Source organism: Tardiphaga sp. 285_C5_N1_2 (assembly GCF_052076065.1).
GTDB classification, from domain to species: Bacteria; Pseudomonadota; Alphaproteobacteria; order Rhizobiales; family Xanthobacteraceae; genus Tardiphaga; species Tardiphaga robiniae.
The window spans coordinates 5,210,379-5,230,401 of the sequence record NZ_CP197241.1 but is presented as its reverse complement, the minus strand read 5'-3'; the positions used below and the strand labels follow the sequence as shown (position 1 = coordinate 5,230,401).

The 20,023-nt window shown below is 60.1% G+C and carries 18 protein-coding genes and 1 tRNA gene; 15 read left to right on the top strand and 4 right to left on the bottom strand.

Going from position 1 to position 20,023, the window contains the following annotated elements; genetic code table 11:
• Positions 1-243 precede the first annotated feature (243 nt).
• Positions 244-1,671 carry an ATP-binding protein gene (locus AB7951_RS24810; protein ID WP_089263645.1) on the top strand — a complete coding sequence of 476 codons (1,428 nt, stop codon included), beginning with the start codon at positions 244-246 and terminating at the stop codon, positions 1,669-1,671.
• 150 nt (positions 1,672-1,821) lie between these two features.
• Positions 1,822-1,898 (top strand) — tRNA-Arg (locus AB7951_RS24805).
• A 453-nt stretch (positions 1,899-2,351) separates the two neighbouring features.
• Here the strand turns inward: AB7951_RS24805 and AB7951_RS24800 are convergent.
• Both AB7951_RS24800 and AB7951_RS24795 read right to left on the bottom strand, forming a co-directional pair.
• Positions 2,352-7,178, bottom strand: a complete 4,827-nt coding sequence (locus AB7951_RS24800; RefSeq protein WP_439062094.1) for an NAD-glutamate dehydrogenase — start codon at positions 7,176-7,178, stop codon at positions 2,352-2,354.
• A 436-nt stretch (positions 7,179-7,614) separates the two neighbouring features.
• Positions 7,615-8,403: an IclR family transcriptional regulator gene (locus tag AB7951_RS24795; RefSeq protein WP_120288262.1), complete on the bottom strand. Its 789-nt coding sequence runs from the start codon at positions 8,401-8,403 to the stop codon at positions 7,615-7,617.
• 135 nt (positions 8,404-8,538) lie between these two features.
• Between AB7951_RS24795 and AB7951_RS24790 the strand changes: the two genes are divergently transcribed.
• The 6 genes from AB7951_RS24790 (at position 8,539) to AB7951_RS24765 (ending at position 13,172) form a co-directional block, all read left to right on the top strand.
• Positions 8,539-9,504: a tripartite tricarboxylate transporter substrate binding protein gene (locus tag AB7951_RS24790; RefSeq protein WP_120289088.1), complete on the top strand. Its 966-nt coding sequence runs from the start codon at positions 8,539-8,541 to the stop codon at positions 9,502-9,504.
• A gap of 3 nt (positions 9,505-9,507) precedes the next feature.
• Positions 9,508-10,116 carry a flavin reductase family protein gene (locus AB7951_RS24785; RefSeq protein ID WP_120288263.1) on the top strand — a complete coding sequence of 203 codons (609 nt, stop codon included), beginning with the start codon at positions 9,508-9,510 and terminating at the stop codon, positions 10,114-10,116.
• Between the two features lie 89 nt (positions 10,117-10,205).
• Complete coding sequence (locus AB7951_RS24780) at positions 10,206-11,066, top strand: fumarylacetoacetate hydrolase family protein (protein ID WP_120288264.1); 861 nt, start codon at positions 10,206-10,208, stop codon at positions 11,064-11,066.
• Positions 11,063-11,872: a 2-oxo-hept-4-ene-1,7-dioate hydratase gene (gene hpaH, locus AB7951_RS24775; RefSeq protein WP_439062702.1), complete on the top strand. Its 810-nt coding sequence runs from the start codon at positions 11,063-11,065 to the stop codon at positions 11,870-11,872. The genes AB7951_RS24780 and hpaH overlap by 4 nt, the downstream gene beginning before the upstream one ends.
• A gap of 22 nt (positions 11,873-11,894) precedes the next feature.
• Positions 11,895-12,287, top strand: a complete 393-nt coding sequence (locus tag AB7951_RS24770; RefSeq protein WP_115031419.1) for a RidA family protein — start codon at positions 11,895-11,897, stop codon at positions 12,285-12,287.
• A 12-nt stretch (positions 12,288-12,299) separates the two neighbouring features.
• Positions 12,300-13,172, top strand: a complete 873-nt coding sequence (locus tag AB7951_RS24765; RefSeq protein ID WP_120288266.1) for an amidohydrolase family protein — start codon at positions 12,300-12,302, stop codon at positions 13,170-13,172.
• Positions 13,173-13,324: 152 nt separating this feature from the next.
• On the opposite strand, the gene AB7951_RS24760 is transcribed toward AB7951_RS24765, so the two are convergent.
• Positions 13,325-14,236, bottom strand: coding sequence for a DUF2189 domain-containing protein (locus AB7951_RS24760; RefSeq protein WP_120289089.1), 912 nt, complete (start codon positions 14,234-14,236; stop codon positions 13,325-13,327).
• A gap of 159 nt (positions 14,237-14,395) precedes the next feature.
• Positions 14,396-14,581, bottom strand: coding sequence for a hypothetical protein (locus tag AB7951_RS24755; RefSeq protein ID WP_147421598.1), 186 nt, complete (start codon positions 14,579-14,581; stop codon positions 14,396-14,398).
• A gap of 255 nt (positions 14,582-14,836) precedes the next feature.
• Between AB7951_RS24755 and AB7951_RS24750 the strand changes: the two genes are divergently transcribed.
• From AB7951_RS24750 to AB7951_RS24720, 7 genes are all read left to right on the top strand, one after another.
• Complete coding sequence (locus tag AB7951_RS24750; protein WP_120288267.1) at positions 14,837-15,670, top strand: cytochrome c oxidase subunit II; 834 nt, start codon at positions 14,837-14,839, stop codon at positions 15,668-15,670.
• 81 nt (positions 15,671-15,751) lie between these two features.
• On the top strand, positions 15,752-17,527 hold the full coding sequence (locus tag AB7951_RS24745; RefSeq protein ID WP_120288268.1) for a cbb3-type cytochrome c oxidase subunit I: 1,776 nt from the start codon (positions 15,752-15,754) through the stop codon (positions 17,525-17,527).
• Positions 17,524-18,228 (top strand): cytochrome c oxidase subunit 3, encoded by a 705-nt coding sequence (locus AB7951_RS24740; RefSeq protein ID WP_093759783.1) that lies wholly within the window; start codon positions 17,524-17,526, stop codon positions 18,226-18,228. Before AB7951_RS24745 ends, AB7951_RS24740 begins: the two co-directional genes overlap by 4 nt.
• Positions 18,229-18,244: 16 nt before the next feature.
• Positions 18,245-18,967 carry a heme-copper oxidase subunit III family protein gene (locus AB7951_RS24735; protein ID WP_093759781.1) on the top strand — a complete coding sequence of 241 codons (723 nt, stop codon included), beginning with the start codon at positions 18,245-18,247 and terminating at the stop codon, positions 18,965-18,967.
• 9 nt (positions 18,968-18,976) lie between these two features.
• A complete protein-coding gene (locus AB7951_RS24730; protein ID WP_089262764.1) occupies positions 18,977-19,342 on the top strand; it encodes a cytochrome C oxidase subunit IV family protein in 366 nt (121 codons plus the stop codon).
• A gap of 36 nt (positions 19,343-19,378) precedes the next feature.
• A complete protein-coding gene (locus AB7951_RS24725; protein ID WP_120288269.1) occupies positions 19,379-19,672 on the top strand; it encodes a GYD domain-containing protein in 294 nt (97 codons plus the stop codon).
• A 135-nt stretch (positions 19,673-19,807) separates the two neighbouring features.
• Positions 19,808-20,011: a hypothetical protein gene (locus tag AB7951_RS24720; RefSeq protein ID WP_089262760.1), complete on the top strand. Its 204-nt coding sequence runs from the start codon at positions 19,808-19,810 to the stop codon at positions 20,009-20,011.
• Positions 20,012-20,023: the final 12 nt, after the last annotated feature.

Below are 20,023 nucleotides of genomic sequence, written 5' to 3'. Positions count from 1 at the left end.
GAACTATGGGATTAATCCCAATTTCCCGGTGTTTTCAGGTTGTTGGCGGTTGTGAAATTGCTCTATGGCTTAAGCGTGTTCGCTGAGCGGACAAATTTAAGAACTGGTCGCAAACATCATCGTAACAAATCGTCGTTGGACCCGTATCTCTCGATAGTTCAGCGTCAGACCGTGAGATCAGAGGCCAATATTGTGTCTTCGGCCGGCGAAAAGCCCATCGAGCCCGCGTTCAGGCTCGGCCCCATGCGACGGCTGGGGCTGTCGGGCAAGCTGTTGCTGCTCACCATTCCGCTGGTGCTGATTGCCGAAATTCTCATTTATGTGCCCTCGATCGCCAATTTCCGGATCAACAGGCTGAACGACAGGCTGGCCGCGGCCAATACGGCAGCACTGGTGCTGGATGCCGCGCCGCTCGGCATGGTCCCGGAATCGCTGTCGCGACAAATCCTGAGCAGCATCGGCGCCCGCGCGGTGGCCATCAAGATGGGCCAGCAGCGCCGTCTGCTCGCCAGCGCGGATCTTCCGTCGCAGATCGACCATGACATCGATATGCGGTCGATGACGGTGTGGTCGGCGATTGTCGATGCGTTCGAAGTCATGCTGGAAACTGGCGATCAGACAATGCGCATCATCGGGCCGGCGCCCGGCGGGGCGCAATTCATTGAAGTAGTGGTCGATGAATTGCCGCTGCGGCAGGCGATGTATCGTTTCTCCAGCAATCTATTGTGGGTGTCGCTCGGACTGGCGATTCTCTCTGCCGGGCTGGTCTATCTGGCGCTGCATTATCTGTTCGTGCGGCCGATGCGGAATTTGACAGCCAATCTCGTCGCTTTCCATGAAAACCCCGAGAGCTCGGCGCGGATTATCGTGCCGAGCCAGCGCGCCGACGAAATCGGCGTGGCGGAGCGCGAATTGTCCGACATGCAGCGCGATCTCGTTTCGATGCTGCATCAGAAGAGTCGTCTCGCTGCGCTCGGCCTCGCGGTCTCGAAGATCAATCATGACCTGCGCAATCTGCTTGCGTCGTCACAATTGCTGTCGGATCAGCTCGCCAGCGTGCCCGATCCCCGCGTGCAGCGCTTCGCGCCGAAGCTGATGCGCTCGCTGGAGCGCGCCATCGCCTTCTGCCAGTCGACACTCTCTTATGGTCGCGCGCAGGAAGCTGCCCCCGATCGCAAGATGATTCTCGTTGAGCCGGTGGTCAACGAAGTCCGCGAATCGGCTGGGCTTGCGACCGACGTGTCGATCGGCTGGGTCAACGCCATCGAGCGCGGGCTGATGATTGATGCCGATCCCGACCAGTTATTTCGCATTTTGCTCAATCTGGTCCGCAATGCGGCCCAGGCGCTGGAAGGGCAGCCACAGAGCGACGTCGCCCCGCAGCAGATCCGCATCACCGGCCGCCGCGAAGGCGCTGTCACGATTCTCGAAGTGTCCGACACCGGCCCCGGCGTCCCGCAGCGGGCACGCGACCACCTGTTTGAAGCATTTCAGGGCTCGTCTCGCCCCGGCGGTAGCGGGCTGGGCCTCGCGATTGCGGCCGAACTGGTCCGCGCCCATGACGGCGATATTCACCTTGTGGAAGGCACTTTGGGCGCCACCTTCCGGATCAGCCTTCCGGACCGGCCGGTGGAACTGCACAGCATCCGTAACGAACGCGCGCGGGCCTGAGCCGTTTTTTCCGGCTATGTCACGGTAGTGAAATAAGCGGCTCAGGGCGCTTGCCAAGCCGGGCTCGACCCGGTAGCTATGGCCCGCTTTCGCAAACATCGTTTCCGAAACGCATCCGGTGCTGGCGGCTTTGGCCCCACATCGCGGCACGCGCCCGTAGCTCAGCTGGATAGAGCACGTGACTACGAATCACGGGGTCAGAGGTTCGAATCCTTTCGGGCGCGCCATTTCCGCTTCATTGTGATGCGCCAATCATCGTTGCCATTGCTGCGCTTCTCGTAGCTTACGGGATCCTTGCCACAACGTCGGGCCGGTTTTTCTCGAGCCAGGCTACGGCCTCGGGTCCATCGACGACGCACTCGAAGGTTTCCCAGGTGGGGTCCTCCAGGGATTCCGGTTGCAGTCGCTTCGCTGCATACTCAACGAGGTCGTGCAAGCGTTCGTATCCTCGTCGGCTCTCGAGGGAATCTGCAATCGCTGTGCTGACCCATCCGCGTTCGGCCAAATCGATAATGCTCGGAGCGTTAGCCTCGCTGAACCAGGGTGTGGCATCGAACTCGATGCAGCGGACATTATCAGCGGTATGGCAAGTAGCGTGGATCATTGGGGTCCTCCGTTCGCTGGCTAACAACCTGCGCTAGCATTGCTCTTTAGAGTTTCACATCGCTGCCCCGCACGCCTCAGCCTTTGACCAAGTCCCCCAGCAGGTTTGCCGCCACCATCAGCTTGGCGAGCGTCAGGCCGCCAGCAGCAATCTCCTCGACTGCGCGGCGGATGCGCGTCGTCTCGGGATGAGCTGCAAGCCAGGTCTCCGCAGCCTGCTGGCCGGATTGGCCGGTTGCCAACATATCCGCAGCGAGGCCTCTTTCGGCAGCCGCGATCAGGTCGACGGCGCGGTCGATGGCGAGGCGTTCGAAACGATCGCTGGCGGGCACGCTGCGCGCGGCAGCGATGATGCGGTCGAGACGGAAATTGGCCTCGGCGGCAAAGAACGTCGCGGTGGCGTCGCCGATGCTGCGGCCGGTGCGCTCGGCGACCGTCACGATGTCCGGCGCCGAGACCAGGGTGTCGAGATCGGCCAGTTCGCCGGCGAGGCCGGACGGGACGCCGGCATCGGTCAGCTCCTGCCGGCGCTTGCCGCGCGCGGCCTGCAAGTCCGGTGGCAGGGTGTTGTCGAGAGAGGCGCTGATCTCGCGGATACCCGGGCCGAAACGTGCGATCACCGCCTCGAGGCCATCCTTGAAATCAATATTGCGCACGTACCAGACCATGCGGGAAAGCAGAAGGTCCTGGACCGCCTCATAGAGGGACAATTGCAACTGCCCTTCGATGCAGGCGTCGAGCGTATCGATCGCATCATTTAGCCACTTGAGCCCGTAGGATTCATCCACCGCCACATAGGCCATGACGATGGTGGGGATATCGGCATCGGTTTCGTCGATCAGGCGCACGATACACGCCGGGCCGCCGCGGTTGATGACCGTATTGACGAGGCTGGTCGCGATGATTTCGCGTCGGAGGCGATGGCACTCTACCGCTGTCGGGAACCTGTCCTGAACCTGGCCTGGAAAATACCCGGAGAGCTCGCGGGCGAGATAAGGATCGTCCGGCACGCTGGTGCCGAGCAGGTCGTCGTAGAGCGTCAGTTTGGCGTAGGCGAGCAACACGGCAAGTTCAGGCCGCGTCAGGGACTGCCCGCGTCGTGCGCGCTCGGTGATGGCGGCGTCGTCGGGCAGGAATTCGACTGCCCGGCTGAGCAGGCGGCGCTGCTCGAGCGACTGCATCAGGCGAGTGAGGAAGCCTGTCGCGGCCACGCCCTTGCGTTCAGCGAGCGAGAGCGCGAGCGTCTGCAGATAGTTGTTGCGCAGGACCAGCGCACCGACATCGTCGGTCATCGCGGCAAGCAGGGTGTTACGGTCAGCCGGGCTGAGGCGTCCCTCGCGCTCGGGGCGGGCCAATGCGATCTTGATATTGACCTCGACGTCGGACGTATTCACACCGGCCGAATTGTCGATCGCGTCGGTGTTGAGCTTGACGCCCGTCTGCGCCGCTTCGATACGGCCGCGCTGAGTGACGCCGAGATTGGCGCCTTCGCCGATCACCCTGGCGCGAACGTCGGTCCCGGTGATGCGGATCGGATCATTGGCGCGGTCGCCGGCCTGATCGTCGCTCTCCACCGACGCCCGGATATAGGTGCCGATGCCGCCAAACCACAGTAGGTCTGCGCGCGTCTTCAGGATCGCCGTCATCACCTCGAAGGGCGTCGCCTGCGGCTTGTCGAGATCGAGCAAGGTGCGCACTTCCGGTGCGAGCGGAATCGCCTTGAGGGAGCGCGAGAACACGCCGCCGCCTTGCGAGATCAGTGATTTGTTGTAGTCCTGCCAGCTCGATCGCGGCATGTCGAACATGCGCTTGCGTTCGGCGTAGCTGATCGCCGGATCGGGAGAGGGATCGATGAAGATGTCGCGGTGATCGAACGCCGCAACCAATTTCGTCGCGGGCGAGAGCAGCATGCCATTGCCGAAGACGTCGCCGGACATGTCGCCGACGCCAACTACAGTGAAAGGCATGGTCTGAATGTCGGTGCCGAGCTCGCGGAAGTGGCGTTTGACCGCCTCCCAGGCGCCTCGCGCCGTAATCCCCATCTTCTTGTGGTCGTAGCCCTGGCTGCCGCCGGAGGCGAAGGCATCGCCGAGCCAATGGTTCTTCTCGGCCGAAATCGCGTTGGCGATGTCGGAGAAGGTGGCGGTGCCCTTGTCGGCGGCGACGACCAGATAAGGATCGTCGCCATCATGCCGCAAGGTCGAGTCGGGCGGGAGGAGGTCGTCGCCGTCGAGATTGTCGGTGAGTTCGAGCAGCGAGCGAACGAAGATGCGATAGGCTTCGGTGCCTTCCGCGAGCCACGCATCGCGGCTGGAGAGCGGCGGCAGGCGCTTGGGCACGAAGCCGCCTTTGGCGCCGACCGGCACGATCACGGCGTTCTTGACCTGCTGGGCTTTGACCAGGCCGAGAATCTCGGTGCGGAAATCCTGCGGCCGATCGGACCACCGCAGTCCGCCGCGCGCAACCTTGCCGAAGCGCAGGTGAATGCCTTCGACGCGGGGAGAATAGACGAAAATCTCGTAGAGCGGTCGTGGAGCCGGCAGGTCCTCGATTCCGCGCGCGTCGAACTTGAATGAGATCACCGGACGCGGATGTCCGTCCTCGCCGACCTGCCACAAATTGGTGCGGATGGTGGACTGCACCAGATTGGTGAAACGGCGGAGGATGCGGTCTTCGTCGAGCGATGCGACGGATTTGAGCTGCTCCTCGATATCGGCAAGGAGGGCGGTCTCCCGGGCCGAGCGCTCGGCATCAGTAAGGGTGAGGCGTGGATCGAGGCGGGCCTGGAATAGCGCGACGAGGTTGGCGGTGATCGCTGCGTTCTTGCGCAGAGTCTCCCACATATAATCCTGGCTGAACGGCGCGCGGATCTGGTGCAAATAGCGGGACAGCGCCCGGATGGTCGAGACTTCGCGCCAGCCCAGGGCCGTGCGCAGGATCAGCCCGTTATATCCGTCGGATTCGGCTCGATCACCGACCACCGCCATGATCGAGGCTTCGAGCCGATGGCTGAATTCCCGGTTGATCTCGATCGGCTGGCCGTCGCTGGTCTCTATCGTCATGTCGTGCAGCCACACCGGCTCCGGCCTGGCACCGGGCACGATCTGATAGGTACGTTCATCGACCACGCGCAGGCCGTGATTTTCGATCACTGGCACGCGATAGGACAGCGACAGCGGCGCGGCATCCGAGAACACCTTCAGGCCGAAGCGTTTGGGATCGTCCTCGCCCTCGAAGCGATGAACCGAAATCGTCACCGGGCGGGTTGGCGTGAGCCTTTCGATGGTGGCGATATCGGCTATCGCCTGTTCCGCCGTGGAAACCTCGGTATAGCCGCCGGTAAAGGCCTGGGCATAGCGATTGGCGAGCATGCGCGCCCGCATGCCATCGGTAGACGCAGTCAGCGCGGCCTTCAGCTTGTCGGCCCAGGTCGCGGCAATGGCGCTGATCCCGGCTTCCAGCGTGGCGCGCTCGACGGCAGGAGTCTTACCTTCATAGCGTCCGATGATGTAGTGAACGCGCGTCAATGCTCCTTCGGGGAAAGACACGTAGGAGGCCGCCTGCATCCCTTTGTAGATCTGCGACAGGAAGGCGCCGACGCGCATGCGCACATCAGTGTCGTATTTGTCGCGCGGAATGAAGACGAGGATGGAGACGAAGCGATCGAACTTGTCGACCCGAGCGAGCGCCCGGACGCGGGGGCGCTCATAGAGGATCAGGATCTCCATGACGAAATTGAACAGGGTGTCGACGTCGACCTGGAATAGTTCGTCTCGCGGATATTCCTCGAGGATGTGCATTAGCGCCTTGCCCGAATGGCTGTTCGGATCAAAGCCGGCGCGCTGAAGCACCCGCGATACCTTGTGGCGAACATAGGGGATCTGTCGTGCCGAGCGCGTATAGGCGCCTGAGGTGAACAGGCCGACGACTCGCAATTCACCCTCGAGCCGGCCGTCGGGCGCATAGAGCTTGATGCCGATATAATCCATCCGGATGCGGCGATGAACGCGGCTACTCACATTGGCCTTGATGACGATGAGTAGGGTGGGCTCGCGCATGAACTCGCGAATTTCCGACGTCATCACCACCATTTCGTTGCCGCGGCGCAGGACCTTTACATCGGGGTCGCGGAGGATGCCGAGGCCCTCAGCGGTCGTGATGTCGTCCGACGCATCGCTGTCGGGCGAGAAGCGATATTCGCGCACGCCGAGAAAGGTGAAATTGTCCGCGCACAGCCATTGCAGGAACTGGTTGGCCTCGGCGACCTCGTCGATCGGCAGCGGCGGTGGATTGGAAGAGAAAGTCTTGATCGCGTTCTCGACGCGGTCGCGCATGACGCGCCAGTCCGCGACGCTGGCGCGCACGTCGCTTAACGTCCTGGTGAGGCCGTCAATCAGCCTCTCGCGGTCAGCGTCGGCGTCGAGGCGGGTGATGTGGAGGTGAATCAGGCTCTCGCGCGCGCCCTTTGTCCCTTCCGGCAGTGCTTCACCGTGGAAGTGCAGGAGCTTGCCTTGGTCATCGCGCTCCACCGCGATGATGGGGTGAGCGACGAGGGTAACTTCGATGCCCTGCTCGGCGAGCTCCGCCATAATGGAATCGAACAGGAAAGGCATATCGTCGTTGAGAATTTCGAGCACGGACATCTCGCGCCCGTCCGGCATCATCGGATTGACGACGCGGATATCGGCACGACCCGCCGTGCGTCGCTGTACATGCTCCCAGGCTTGCTCCGCCAGGAAGGCAAGCGAGGAGGCATCGTAACTGGCGAGGTCCTCGGCATTGGTGTAGCCGAACATAAGCTCGGCAAAGGTTCGGGGAGCCTTGCCCGGCTGCACGCTTCCCGCCGCGTCGCGGATCAGAGTTGCCCGGGCCTTGTCGTCACGCCACGCCATAGCGTCCTCCACGTCCCAGCCAACTCACCGCAATTACGGTCGGCCGTTGTTTTTGGAGTGCATCTCTTCGTGCGCCATCGTTTCCCGACCGCGATTCAATCGCACAGATGAAATCTTCGGTCGTGCGGTCTCGACTATATTAGCACCCCGGAGCCGCCGTGGCGCGCGGAGTTGTGAGGTGTGTCTTGAGGCCGGAATCGATGCGACGAGCCTCGCGCCATAAGGCATCTTATAAAATCACAAGCAATTTCAACAATATATGAGTTTATGGTTATACTCCGAATGGCGCGCCATTTTGCGCGGGCAACGGGAGGGGGGCGCAGTTTTATCCCGAATGGACCGCCAGACTTCTCCGTTCAGATTAGAATAGCTAGTCGTCGATTGGCTGCTCAATCGCTGCATATGTCGCAAGCGGACCTTTGCCTTGGATTGGGCGACGCGTGCTTGCTTATCGGATTTTCTGCTCGACCTCGTAAGCTGCCTTCAAAAGCGTTTCGACAACTTCCTGCTCGCGTCGCGGGCCGAGCCGTGTTCGGACGGCCGATATGGTGAGGGCCGCCGCCGGATCCCCATCGGCTGTCTTGATCCAGGTCGAAATCGATTTCGTGCCCTGGACCAATCCGACTTCGCGCACGCCATAACCCCTGCGCCGGGCGTCGGCGATCTCTGACAACACGGTCTGCCGATCGGTCCGATATCCCGCAAATCGAGGCTCATTCGTCATAGCGATCCGGCGTGATTCTTGAGCCGGTAACGCGGCCAGGATGGCAACGCCTGCGCTGCTGACGCCGAGCGGCCGCCGCGCACCGACGGCGATCGAGAGTACCTGGATCGGATATGAGCCAATTCTCCTATCCACGCATAAAGTGTCGTTGCCGGTGCGCACCGTTAGAAACAGTGTGTCGCCGACCCGTTGCGATGTTTCGCGCAAAATGTCGTCCGCTGCGGCGAGCAATGGCGAGCGCGACGGGCGAGCGAGTGCCAATTCAGGGACCTGCGTGCCGATTGCATAGCGACCCGAGCGCTCGTGGCGCTCGACGAGCCCCTCCTCCATCAGGACATGGACGATCCGGTGTACGGTCGGGCGCGATAGACGCGTCGCTTGGACAACGTCTTTCAGCGGCAATCCGCTCTCACCGCCCGCTGCAAGCACGCGCAGGAGGAAGAGCGCGCGCCGGATCGCCTGCGCGCCTTGTCGCGGCTCCGGGTCGAGTGTTGTCGGCAATCCACTGTCCATAATGTGGACAATAACCGCACATTGGCATCGACAAGTAAAGCGGTTGAACCAATTGTTCGCCGCAAGAGCGCTGGTCCCAATCGGCGTCGAACATACGGTCTGCGGCGTGAAAGCCGCATCTGGCGGGAGGAAATGATGAAGTCGCTATGGATCGCTGCAGCCATTGCCGCGACGCTGGTTAATGGCGCGGCGACGGCCCAGGAATGGCCCGCGCGCATTGTCAAACTGATCGTGCCCTATCCGGCCGGCGGCAATGTCGATAGCGCGGCGCGCATCGTCGCGGATCGGTTGCAAGAGAAATTGGGCCAGCCCTTCGTGATCGAAAACAAGTCGGGCGCTGGCGGCATGATCGCCGGGGAAGCGCTGGCGAAAGCGCCGAATGATGGCTACACGCTCATGGTCGGCGCCAATGGTCCGATTCTCTTCGCTCCCGAAATCAACAAGCGCGACGCCTACAACTGGAAGCGCGACTTCCTGCCGATCTCGAGCATCTCGATGACGCCGCTGGTGCTCGAGGTTCATCCGTCCGTGAAGGCTACGTCGTTCGCCGAATTGCTCGAACTGGCGAAGCGCGATCCGGGCAAGCTGACGATGGCCTCTCCGGGGCCGGGCACCACCAATCACCTGCTCAGCGAACTCATGCAGTCCAAGCTCGAGATTCGTTGGGTGACGGCGCATTATCGCGGCAACGCGCCCGCGACCAATGACCTTCTCGGCGGACAGGTTCAGTTCGCATTCGATCAACTGTCGGTCAGCCTTCAATATATCAAGAGTGGAATGTTGCGCGCCTTGGCGGTCACGAGCCCACATCGACTGAAGACGCTTCCGGACGTGCCCACTTTCGCCGAGCTCGGCTATCCGGATTTTGACGGCCAGACCTTCACAGGGCTGTTTGCTCCGGCGAACACCCCCGCTCCGGTCGCCGATAAATTGAACAAAGCGCTGGCTGAGATTCTCAAGGAGCCAGGCGTGGTCGACAAGTTCGAAAAGCTTGGCGCCGAAGCGCTCCCGATGACGCCAGGTGAGTTCAGAGCCTATCTCGATCGTGAGGACGCCAAGTGGATTCCGGTCGTGCGCAAGGCCAACGTAAAGGCGGATTGACGAATGAAGATCGATCCCGCTGAACTTGGTGCCGAGAAGGCCTATCGTCTGCTCACCGGCATCGTCGTCCCGCGACCGATCGCATGGGTGACCAGCCTGTCGCAGGCAGGTACCGTCAACCTTGCGCCGTTCAGTGCTTTCACCTTCGTCTCGCCCAAGCCGCCGATGCTGGCAATCAGCGTCGGCCGCAAATCAGGCGTCTACAAAGACACGGCGCGCAACATCTTGGATCGCGAAGAATACGTCATTCACATCGCGGATTCGCCGTTGATGTCTGCGGTTCACGAAAGCTCCGCCGAACATCCGCCGGAGGTGAGCGAGGTCGAAGTCCTCGGTCTCGAGACGACCCCCAGCGACCATATCGGGGTGCCGCGGCTGACGGCGGCGCCTATTGCGATGGAATGCCGATTTCGGCAATGCCTCGAATTCGGCGATACCCGCAGCCGGTTGATCGTCGGCGAAGTGATCGCATTTCACATCAAGGATGATCTGCTCGCCAACGGCAAGATTGAAACCGAGAGCCTCGATCCGATCGCCCGCATTGCCGGTCCGCGTTACGCGCGGCTAGGCGAGATCTTCACGTTGAAGTCCGTATTCCAGACATCGAAGTAATCGGAACAACGCCGCGGGCGCTATTCGGGCAGCCGGTCCGGCACCGCGATCCGGCGGCAATCGATCTAGTGAATTATTCAGGAGCCTTCATGAAACTATGCAGCTATTCGACCGGCGGAAACAGCCGCTACGGCGTGGTGGCCGATGACGGCGTTATCGATCTCAGTGCATTGCTTGGATCGGAGTTTCCCGATCTGCGCAGCGTGATCGCCGGCAACGGACTGGCGAAGGCGAAACAGGTGAGCGCCGGCCGCAAGCCCGATCATCGACTGTCGGATCTGGTCTTGCTGCCGCCGATCCCGGCGCCGGAGAAGCTCTGGTGCATCGGGGTCAACTACAAGGACCGCAATGCTGAATACAAAGACAGCTCGGATTTGCCGAAATATCCGAGCCTGTTCGTCCGCAACCCGTCGTCGGTGGTCGGCTCCGATCAGCCGATCGAAAAGCCGAAGATCTCCGAGCAGCTCGACTACGAAGGCGAGCTCGTGATTGTCATCGGCAAGGAAGGTCGTCACATTACGCGAGAGAATGCGTGGTCGCACATCTTCGGCATGACTCTCTGCAACGAAGGCTCGGTGCGGGACTGGCTGCACCACGGCAAGTTCAACGTCACCCAGGGCAAGAATTTCGATCGGTCCGGTAGCGTCGGGCCGTGGATCGTCACGGCCGACGAATGCGATCCGCAGGGGACGCACGATATCGTCACGCGAGTGAACGGGGAGGAGCGTCAGAACGACTCGACCGAGCGGCTGATGTTCACCTTCGACTATCTGATTTCTTATCTGTCGACTTTTGCCACCTTGAAGCCCGGCGACATGATCGCGACCGGAACGCCGACCGGCGCCGGCGCCCGCTTCACGCCGCCGCGTTGGCTCAAGCCAGGCGACGTCGTCGAGGTCGAGTCCAGGCAGATCGGCATTCTTCGCAACGTCGTCGCAGAGGAGAAATAACGGTGCTTGATCAGACGGTCATCGATGCGCTGGCGCGTCGCCTCGACGAGGCGGAGCGGACCAAGACGCTCATCACCATGTTCACCGCTGACTATCCCGATCTCACCATCGAGGATGCCTATGCGATCCAGCGGACCTGGACGGCGCTGCAGCTCGAACGCGGGCGAGTGATCAAAGGCCACAAGATCGGCCTGACCTCGAAGGCGATGCAGAACGCGGTCAGCATCTCCGAGCCGGATTACGGCGTGCTGTTCGCCGACATGTTCTATCAGGATGCCGGCAGCATCCCTTATGAACGGTTTTTCGCGCCGCGCATCGAGGTCGAACTGGCCTTCGTGCTCAAGACCGATCTGCGCGGGCCGGATTGTACGATCTTCGACGTGCTGAACGCGACAGCCTACGTCACTCCGGCGCTCGAAATCCTGGAAACGCGCATGCACCGCGTGCATCCGCAAACCAAGAAGCCCCGCACGGTGGTGGACACGATCTCCGACAACGCAGCGAATGCCGCGCTTGTGGTCGGCGGTCGTCCATTCCGTCCGCTGGATGTCGATCTGCGCTGGGTCAGCGCGCTGCTGTTCCGGAATGGCCAGATCGAGGAGACCGGCGTCGCCGCCGGCGTGCTGAACCATCCGGCAAACGGCATCGCGTGGCTCGCCAATCGCCTCGCGCCGCACGACGAATATCTCGCTGCAGGCGAGGTGGTGCTCGCCGGATCCTTCACGCGTCCGATCGAGGTCAGCCGCGGCGATACGATACATGCCGATTACGGGCCGTATGGCTCGGTGTCGTGCCAATTCGTTTGACCGTTATCCGGAGACTGCAGCCATGACATCTTCCAAGCGCCGCCGCAGCGTTCATATCGGCGAGTTCAAGCACGCAAATCCGATCCCCAATGCCTGCCGCATCAACAATCTGCTGATGTCCGGCGTCATCCTCGGCCGCGATCCCAAAACAAGCGAGATGCCGCCCGATCTCGAAAGCCAGTGCGCCAACATGTTCGCGCATATGAAGGCGATCGTGGAAGCCGGCGGGGGCAGCACTGACGACATCATCAAGATGACGGTCTGGCTCAAGGATCGCAGCAATCGCGGGCCGGTCAATGTCGAGTGGCTCAAGATGTTTCCCGACGAGCATTCGCGCCCAGCCCGTCATGCGCTCTCCATGGAGATGGAGGGCGGCGCCCTGGTGCAATGCGATTTCACTGCGGTGATCGATTAAAGGAGCAGACAGATGCCCGACTATCTTCCATTTGATCCAAACCCGCGCACGCCATCCCGCAAGCCGCCGCCGAAGAGCATCGACAGTCAGTTCCATGTGCTCGGTCCGGTGGAACGCTATCCCATCCGGCCGGGCGCGGCCTATCAGATGCCGACGGCGACCTGGGAGGCCGCACTTCGGGTACACAAGGCGCTTGGTATCGAGCGTGGCATCATCGTGCAGACGACGACATATGGTGCCGATCATTCGGTGGTTCTGGACGGGCTGGCGGCGATGGGGCCGAACTACAAGGCCTGCGCGAATGCGCTGGTTTTCGCCGAACGCGACGATGCATATCTCGCCAAGCTGAATGACGCCGGCGTCGGCGGGGCGCGGTTCAGCTTCCGCAAGGAGCTCGGCGCCGTGCTTTCGGACAGCGACTACGAGCGCGCCATCGCACGTATTTCCGAACTCGGCTGGTACGCTAAATTCCAGCCGGAGAAGGACGGCATCGTCGCCAATCTCGACAAGATCGCGTCTCTCAAGGTGCCGGTCCTCATCGATCACATGGGCCGCCCGGATCCAACCCTCGGCAAGAACGATCCGAATTTGCGTGCGGTTCTCGATCTGCTGTCTAAGGGAAATTTCTGGGTGATGCTTTCGCTCGGCGAAAAGACGTCCAAAAAAGGCCCGCCGTGGGACGACGTCGTTCCTATCGCGCAAGCCTATCTCGAAGCCGCGCCCGATCGCTGCGTCTGGGCAAGCGACTGGCCGCACCCCGTATCGGTCGTCCAGCCGCCGAACGACGCCGACCTGCTTGAATTGCTCTATCGCTACGCGCCGGACGATGCCTTGCTGGAAAAGATACTGGTCACAAATCCGGCAAAGCTGTTTGGGTTCTCTTAATAGATAGTGGGCGGACACCCTGCCGGGAGCGGAGTCCGCTTCCGGCGGATATCCGAGATCGCCCCTCATCCGAGCTGGGTTTCATCCGCGCGGGCGCGGGTGGTTCGACTGATTGCGAAGCCTGAACGCGCGTCCCGGTCGTTTGTTTCGACCTACGGCTTATCGCGGCCCCACGGGAAGAGAGAGACCGGAAAATCGGCCGCATAGCGCCGCCCTTTCGGTGGACGCGGAGGGTCCTGCCGAGGATTCGGGTCCGGCTCCAGCACCTTGCGATAAAGATGCCAGGTGGCATGACCGAGTAGCGGCAGAACAACGGCGAGACCGACGAATAACGGCAGCGAACCGGCCACCAGCAGCGCGGCCACAATCAGACCCCATGCCGCCATGGTCACAGGATTTTTCATCACGACCCGCAGCGAGGTCTGAACTGCGTCTGTCACGCTCGCATGTCGGTCGAGCATCAGCGGAAACGCCACGACGCTAACGCACAGCGCCATGATAGCGAACAATAGTCCGACGCCGCAGCCCTGGACGATCAGTTGGTGCCCCTCTGTGGTTGTGAAGATGCGCGATGCGAAATCAGGAATGCTGGCCGCAGGGGCATTGCCGAACTTGGAGACGTAAATCGCATTTGCAGTAGTCACCCAGACCACGAACAGAATGAGCAGGAGCGTGCCGAGGCCAAGCATGGCTCCAAAGGACGGCGAGCGCAGCACGCCGAGTGCATGCCACGCCGACGCCTCTTCGCCGCGTTCGCGGCGGCGGCTGAGTTCATAGAGACCGAGGGCTGCAAAAGGACCAATCAACGCAAAACCGGCGGCTAGCGGGAAAAGCAGTGGTAACACCGAATAGCCCAGGGTCATTCTGGCCAGCACAAGCCCGAGAACAGGATAGATGACGCACAGAATAATGGCGTGACTCGGAACCGCCTTGAAGTCCTCCCAGCCCAGCCGCAACGCATTATGCAGATCGGACAACCCGATCTTGCGAATGACGGGCGCGGCAACGCTATCGGAAGCGCCAGGTGCTGTCTGCGAGATCTTGTCAGAATACGGAGTAGCCATGGTCACGATCTCCATGCGTTCGCACCGGCGAGATCTGGTCATTTTCAAATGACGAGTATTCGCCTTCGTGCGCAGAAATCGCGACTGGTTCTGGAAGACGGCCAAGTTCAACGAAGAGAGCTTTGCCGAGCAAAACCTGTCGCAACCTGTGCAGCAAGTTTAGCGCAATCCGGAAAGAATAGCACGCACTGTTCGGTGAATTCTTCCTTTGTAAGGTTTACGTTTCACCGCGTGGCTGATGGCAATTGACGCGTCACTTTGTCTGCCATGCGGACGCACGGCGTCGTACATTGCAGTGCGATATAGGAATCCGTTGTGCGTGCCATTGCTCAGCGGTTCGATCATGGTGCTATCGTCTGTCGCGAGGAATAAGCCGGTCTATTGACAATCAAGCCTGCCGGGGAACATCCTGTAGTGGCAAGTGCCCGTAGTTCGACGACACCAGCGATCGCAACTTTTTGAATTTGATGTTGCGACCGGTTAGAGGGCAAGGCGGCCAGCATTGTGATGGCGAGCTCGAAATCAGCCATCGATGCAGACGTGAACTGCGCCCTTTTCTAAGTCTTGTCCGCAGCCTCTAGAGGCAAGGATGAACAAGGGATGGCTGTAGCATTCATACTGCTGTTGGTCGCAGTCGCTTCGGTGCTGTTTCACCTCCTAAGCCCATGGTGGTGGACACCGATCGCATCGAACTGGAGTTACATCGACGACACGATCACCATGACGTTCTGGATCACCGGGGCGGTCTTCTTCGCGATCGTCGCATTCGTCGCCTATTGCATCTTCCGTTTTCATCACAAGGAAGGAAGACAAGCGGCCTATGAGCCCGAAAACAAAAGGCTGGAATGGTGGCTCACCATAGGGACCGCGATCGGTGTCGGAGCGATGTTAGCGCCCGGTTTGGTTGTCTGGCATCAGTTCGTGACTGTGCCGTCCGATGCGACAGAGATAGAGGTCATGGGCCAGCAATGGCGCTGGAGCTACCGGCTGCCCGGAAAAGACGGCCGGCTCGGGACGGTCGATGCCCGCAACGTCAGTGCCGAGAATCCACTGGGCTTGAATCCGAACGATCCCAATGGTCAGGACGACGTCGTGGTTGAGAACGACGATTTGCATCTCCCGATCGGGAAGCCGGTCAAGGTATTGCTCCGTTCAATCGACGTTCTGCACGATTTCTACGTGCCTGAGTTCCGGGCGAAGATGGATATGGTGCCGGGCTCAGTCACATACTTTTGGTTCACTCCCACGCGCACAGGAACATTCGAGGTTCTTTGCGCGGAGTTGTGCGGCATCGCGCATGCGCAAATGCGGAGCAACGTCATCGTCCAGGAAGAGAGCGAATATCATGCATGGCTGGAGAAGCAGCAGACATTCGCAGCGTTATATGGCCATCGCATCATCATGAAGGCGACTTACAAGATCCGCGGCAAATAGCAGGACCGGTGCGGCGGCATTGTACGTCGTAGCGCTCACGATGAGCGACGATCAGAGGATAGATCCAGGAGGACCATTTTAATGGTTGATGTCCCGTCTGACGTACTCGCAGGAATCCCGCCGGCCGAAGTGGGTGAGGTCGATCTCTATCACCCGCGAAGCTGGTGGACGCGATATGTCTTCTCGCAAGACGCCAAGATCATTGCGGTCCAGTATGCGATTACGGCAATGGCTATCGGTATGGTCGCGCTGGTGCTGTCGTGGCTGATGCGGCTGCAGCTCGGCTTCCCCGGAACGTTTTCGTTCATCGATCCGAGCCAGTATCTCCAGTTCATCACCATGCATGGCATGATCATGGTGATCTACCTTCTCACAGCGCTGTTTCTCGGAGGCTTCGGGAATTACCTCATCCCGCTGATGGTTGGTGCTCGCGACATGGTGTTCCCCTACGCGAACATGCTGAGCTACTGGATTTATCTGCTTGCCGTGCTGGTGCTGGTTGCGACCTTCTTCGTGCCGGGCGGTCCAACGGGGGCAGGATGGACGCTGTATCCGCCACAGGCCATTCTTTCCGGAAGCCCCGGACAGGAAGCAGGCATCATCATGATGCTGGTGTCGCTGATCCTGTTCATTATCGGCTTCACCATGGGCGGCTTGAATTACGTCGTGACGGTGCTGCAGGGTCGCACGCGCGGAATGACGCTGATGCGGCTGCCTCTGACGGTGTGGGGCATTTTTACAGCGACCGTGATGGCCTTGCTCGCATTTCCAGCCTTGTTCGTCGCCTCGGTGATGATGCTGTTCGATCGGCTTCTTGGCACCAGCTTCTTCATGCCAACGCTCGTGGAGATGGGTCAGCTGGGGAAGTACGGCGGCGGCAGTCCGCTGCTGTTCCAGCACCTGTTCTGGTTTTTCGGCCATCCCGAAGTCTATATCGTTGCTTTACCCGCTTTCGGGATTGTCTCTGATCTCATCAGCACTCATGCGCGAAAGAATATTTTCGGTTATCGCATGATGGTGTGGGCGATTGTCGGAATCGGAGCGATGAGCTTCGTGGTGTGGGCGCACCACATGTATGTCAGTGGCATGAATCCGAAGTTCGGATTTTTCTTCGCAACAACGACCCTCATCATCGCGATCCCCACGGCGATCAAGGTTTACAACTGGATCCTGACCCTCTGGCGTGGCGACATTCACCTCACCGTTCCGATGCTGTTTGCGCTCGCATTCATTATCACATTCGTCAATGGCGGCCTGACTGGCCTGTTCCTCGGCAACGTCGTCGTGGACGTTCCGTTGTCCGATACCATGTTCGTGGTCGCCCATTTTCACATGGTCATGGGTGTTGCGCCGGTCATGGTCGTGTTTGGCGCGATCTATCACTGGTATCCGAAAGTGACGGGACGGATGCTGAACGAGACGCTGGGACGTTTCCATTTCTGGGTCACATTCCTTGGAGCATATGCGATCTTCTTTCCCATGCACTATCTCGGGCTGCTGGGTGTGCCGCGCCGCTATCACGACATCGGCGGGACGGCATTCGTCCCGGCGTCTGCTCACGACCTGAATGCATTCATGAGTATCGCTGCGCTCATCGTCGGCTTTGCCCAGCTCGTATTTGTGTTCAACATGATCCGGAGCCTGTCCAAGGGCGAGGACGCCGGCGGCAACCCGTGGAACGCGACCACGCTCGAGTGGCAGACGCCGCAGACGCCGCCGGCACATGGCAACTGGGGCAAGGAACTCCCGGTCGTCTATCGCTGGGCTTATGATTATAGCGTGCCCGGCGCAGTACGGGATTTCATCCCCCAGAATGAACCGCCGGCCAGCTCGACGCCGAAGGGAGCGCATCCATGACGGCCATCGTCCTGTTCATGGCTGGAATAGCGGCCATTGCGGGATGGTGGCTCTCGCAGCAACGGCTTGCGGCCAAGCCCTGGCTGGAGGAGGGGGCGGTCGGCGATTTTCCCGGCGGAAGTTCGATGTCGTTGCCGGCGGCGAAAATAGGTTTGGGTGTGTTTCTCGCGGTCGTCGGGTCGTTGTTTGCGCTCTTCGTCAGCGCTTACTCCATGCGCATGCAACTGATCGACTGGCGGTCGCTGCCCGTGCCCGGGTTGCTGTGGTTCAACACCGGTGTTCTGATCGTGAGCAGCGGCGCACTGCAATGGGCGCAGGTTTCCGCACATCGCGACGACAGCGAAAATGTGCTGATCGGCCTGCTTGCAAGCGGCCTTTCCGCCGTCGTTTTCCTGATAGGTCAGTTGCTGGTGTGGCAGCAGCTCAACACCGGGGGCTACTTTCTGGCGGCCAATCCTGCCAACGCTTTCTTCTATCTGATCACCGCAGTCCATGGACTGCACTTGCTCGGCGGTCTCGTCGCTCTGGGCAGAACCATCGTCAAGGCATGGCGTGGTGTTGAAATCCCGCGCCTGCGTTTGAGTGTGGAACTGTGCACGATGTATTGGCATTTCCTGCTTTTGGTCTGGTTGATCCTGCTCGCTCTGCTGACAGGCTGGGCGGATGACTTCGTTACCATCTGTCGCCAGTTGCTGACATAGGGAAGGCATCGATGCGATGACAGAGACTGTGCTGACAAACATCGAAAAGCGCCGAACGACGACCGCAGGCTGGCAAGGTATTGTCGCCGACTGGTCCTCGGATCAACGGGCATTCAAGAATGTATCCTGGGGAAAGGCCATGATGTGGATCTTTCTCCTCAGCGATACCTTTATCTTCGGTTGCTTCCTGCTGTCGTACATGACGGCGCGCATGTCCACGACGGTGCCCTGGCCAAACCCGAGTGAAGTCTTCGCTCTGACGATTGCAGGACAACACATCCCGCTCATTCTGATTGCCATCATGACCTTCGTGCTGATCAGCAGCAGCGGGACCATGGCTATGGCCGTCAATTTCGGCTACCGCCACGATCGCCGCAAAACGGCGATTCTGATGCTGGTGACCGCTGCGTTCGGTGCGACATTTGTCGGAATGCAGGCTTTCGAATGGACGAAGCTGATCATGGAGGGGGTGAGGCCCTGGGAAAATCCGTGGGGGGCAGAGCAATTCGGCTCATGCTTTTTCATGATTACAGGATTCCACGGAACGCACGTAACGATTGGCGTGATTTTCCTGATCATCATTGCGCGAAAGGTTTGGCGCGGAGATTTCGAGACTGAACGTCGGGGTTTTTTCACAAGCAGGAAGGGGAACTACGAGATCGTCGAAATCACCGGCCTGTATTGGCATTTCGTCGATTTGGTATGGGTGTTTATCTTTGCCTTTTTCTATCTTTGGTGAGGGAAAAACATGGCTGAAGTCACGCTACATGCAACACCTCATGCAACTCCCGCAGCACATGCCGAGGGACACCAGCACCCGATCAAGCTTTATCTCGTGGTCTGGGGATGGCTGTTTGTCTTGAGTACATGCTCTTACCTCGTCGACTACTTCAACCTGCAGGGATATCTGAGGTGGTCTCTCATCGTGGTGTTCATGATGTTGAAGGCAGGCTTGATTGTTGCGGTCTTCATGCACATGGCGTGGGAGCGTCTGGCTTTGGCCTATGCCATCCTGCTCCCGCCGTTGGTGTTGTTGGTTTTTGTCGGGATCATGGTGTTTGAATCGGACTACACGTTGTTGAGTCGGATCATTTTCTTCAAGACTGGGGCGTGAAGATGAACGGGGGTCTCGTGCGCAAGGAGGACTTCCATGACTACATATATCATGCTTGCAAACTGGACTGATCAAGGTATCCAACACGTCAAGGACTCGCCGCGTCGTCTCGATTTGGCGAAGAAAGCTCTCAAGGATATGGACGGAGAGTTCAAATCGTTCTTTCTGACCATGGGCGACTATGACATCGTCGCGGTTTACGAAGCGCCGGACGATGCCGTCGCCGCGCGATTCAATTTGCAGTTGGGCATGCTGGGAAACATTCGAACGCACACATTGAAAGCGTTTCCCGAAACAGCTTACCGGGAGATCATCAAGTCGCTGGGCTGATTGCGGACCGGAAGCGCGTCCGCGAGGTGCCACGCGCCGGCCAAATGTCATGTCGACAGGAAAGAAGGCCGAGATGGCGCCCGCTGGCGGAAAGTACGCGGGCGAGACAATTAGTGAAGACGAGGTGGTGCGCAGATGCAATTTACCGTTGGATTCAAGCTGAAGGGCAAGGCGGGTCATGTCGTCGTAGACGCCGAGGACGCGCTTGTCGCCGCTCTGAAAGTCAAGGCGGAGCTCCCGGAAGCGATGACGATGTATGTGCGCCCGCAAAACCGGCGCGGCGACGCACGACACCCGTCACATGTGCCTGTCGACGAGCGCGCCGAGGATACTCATTGATGGTAAATTGGG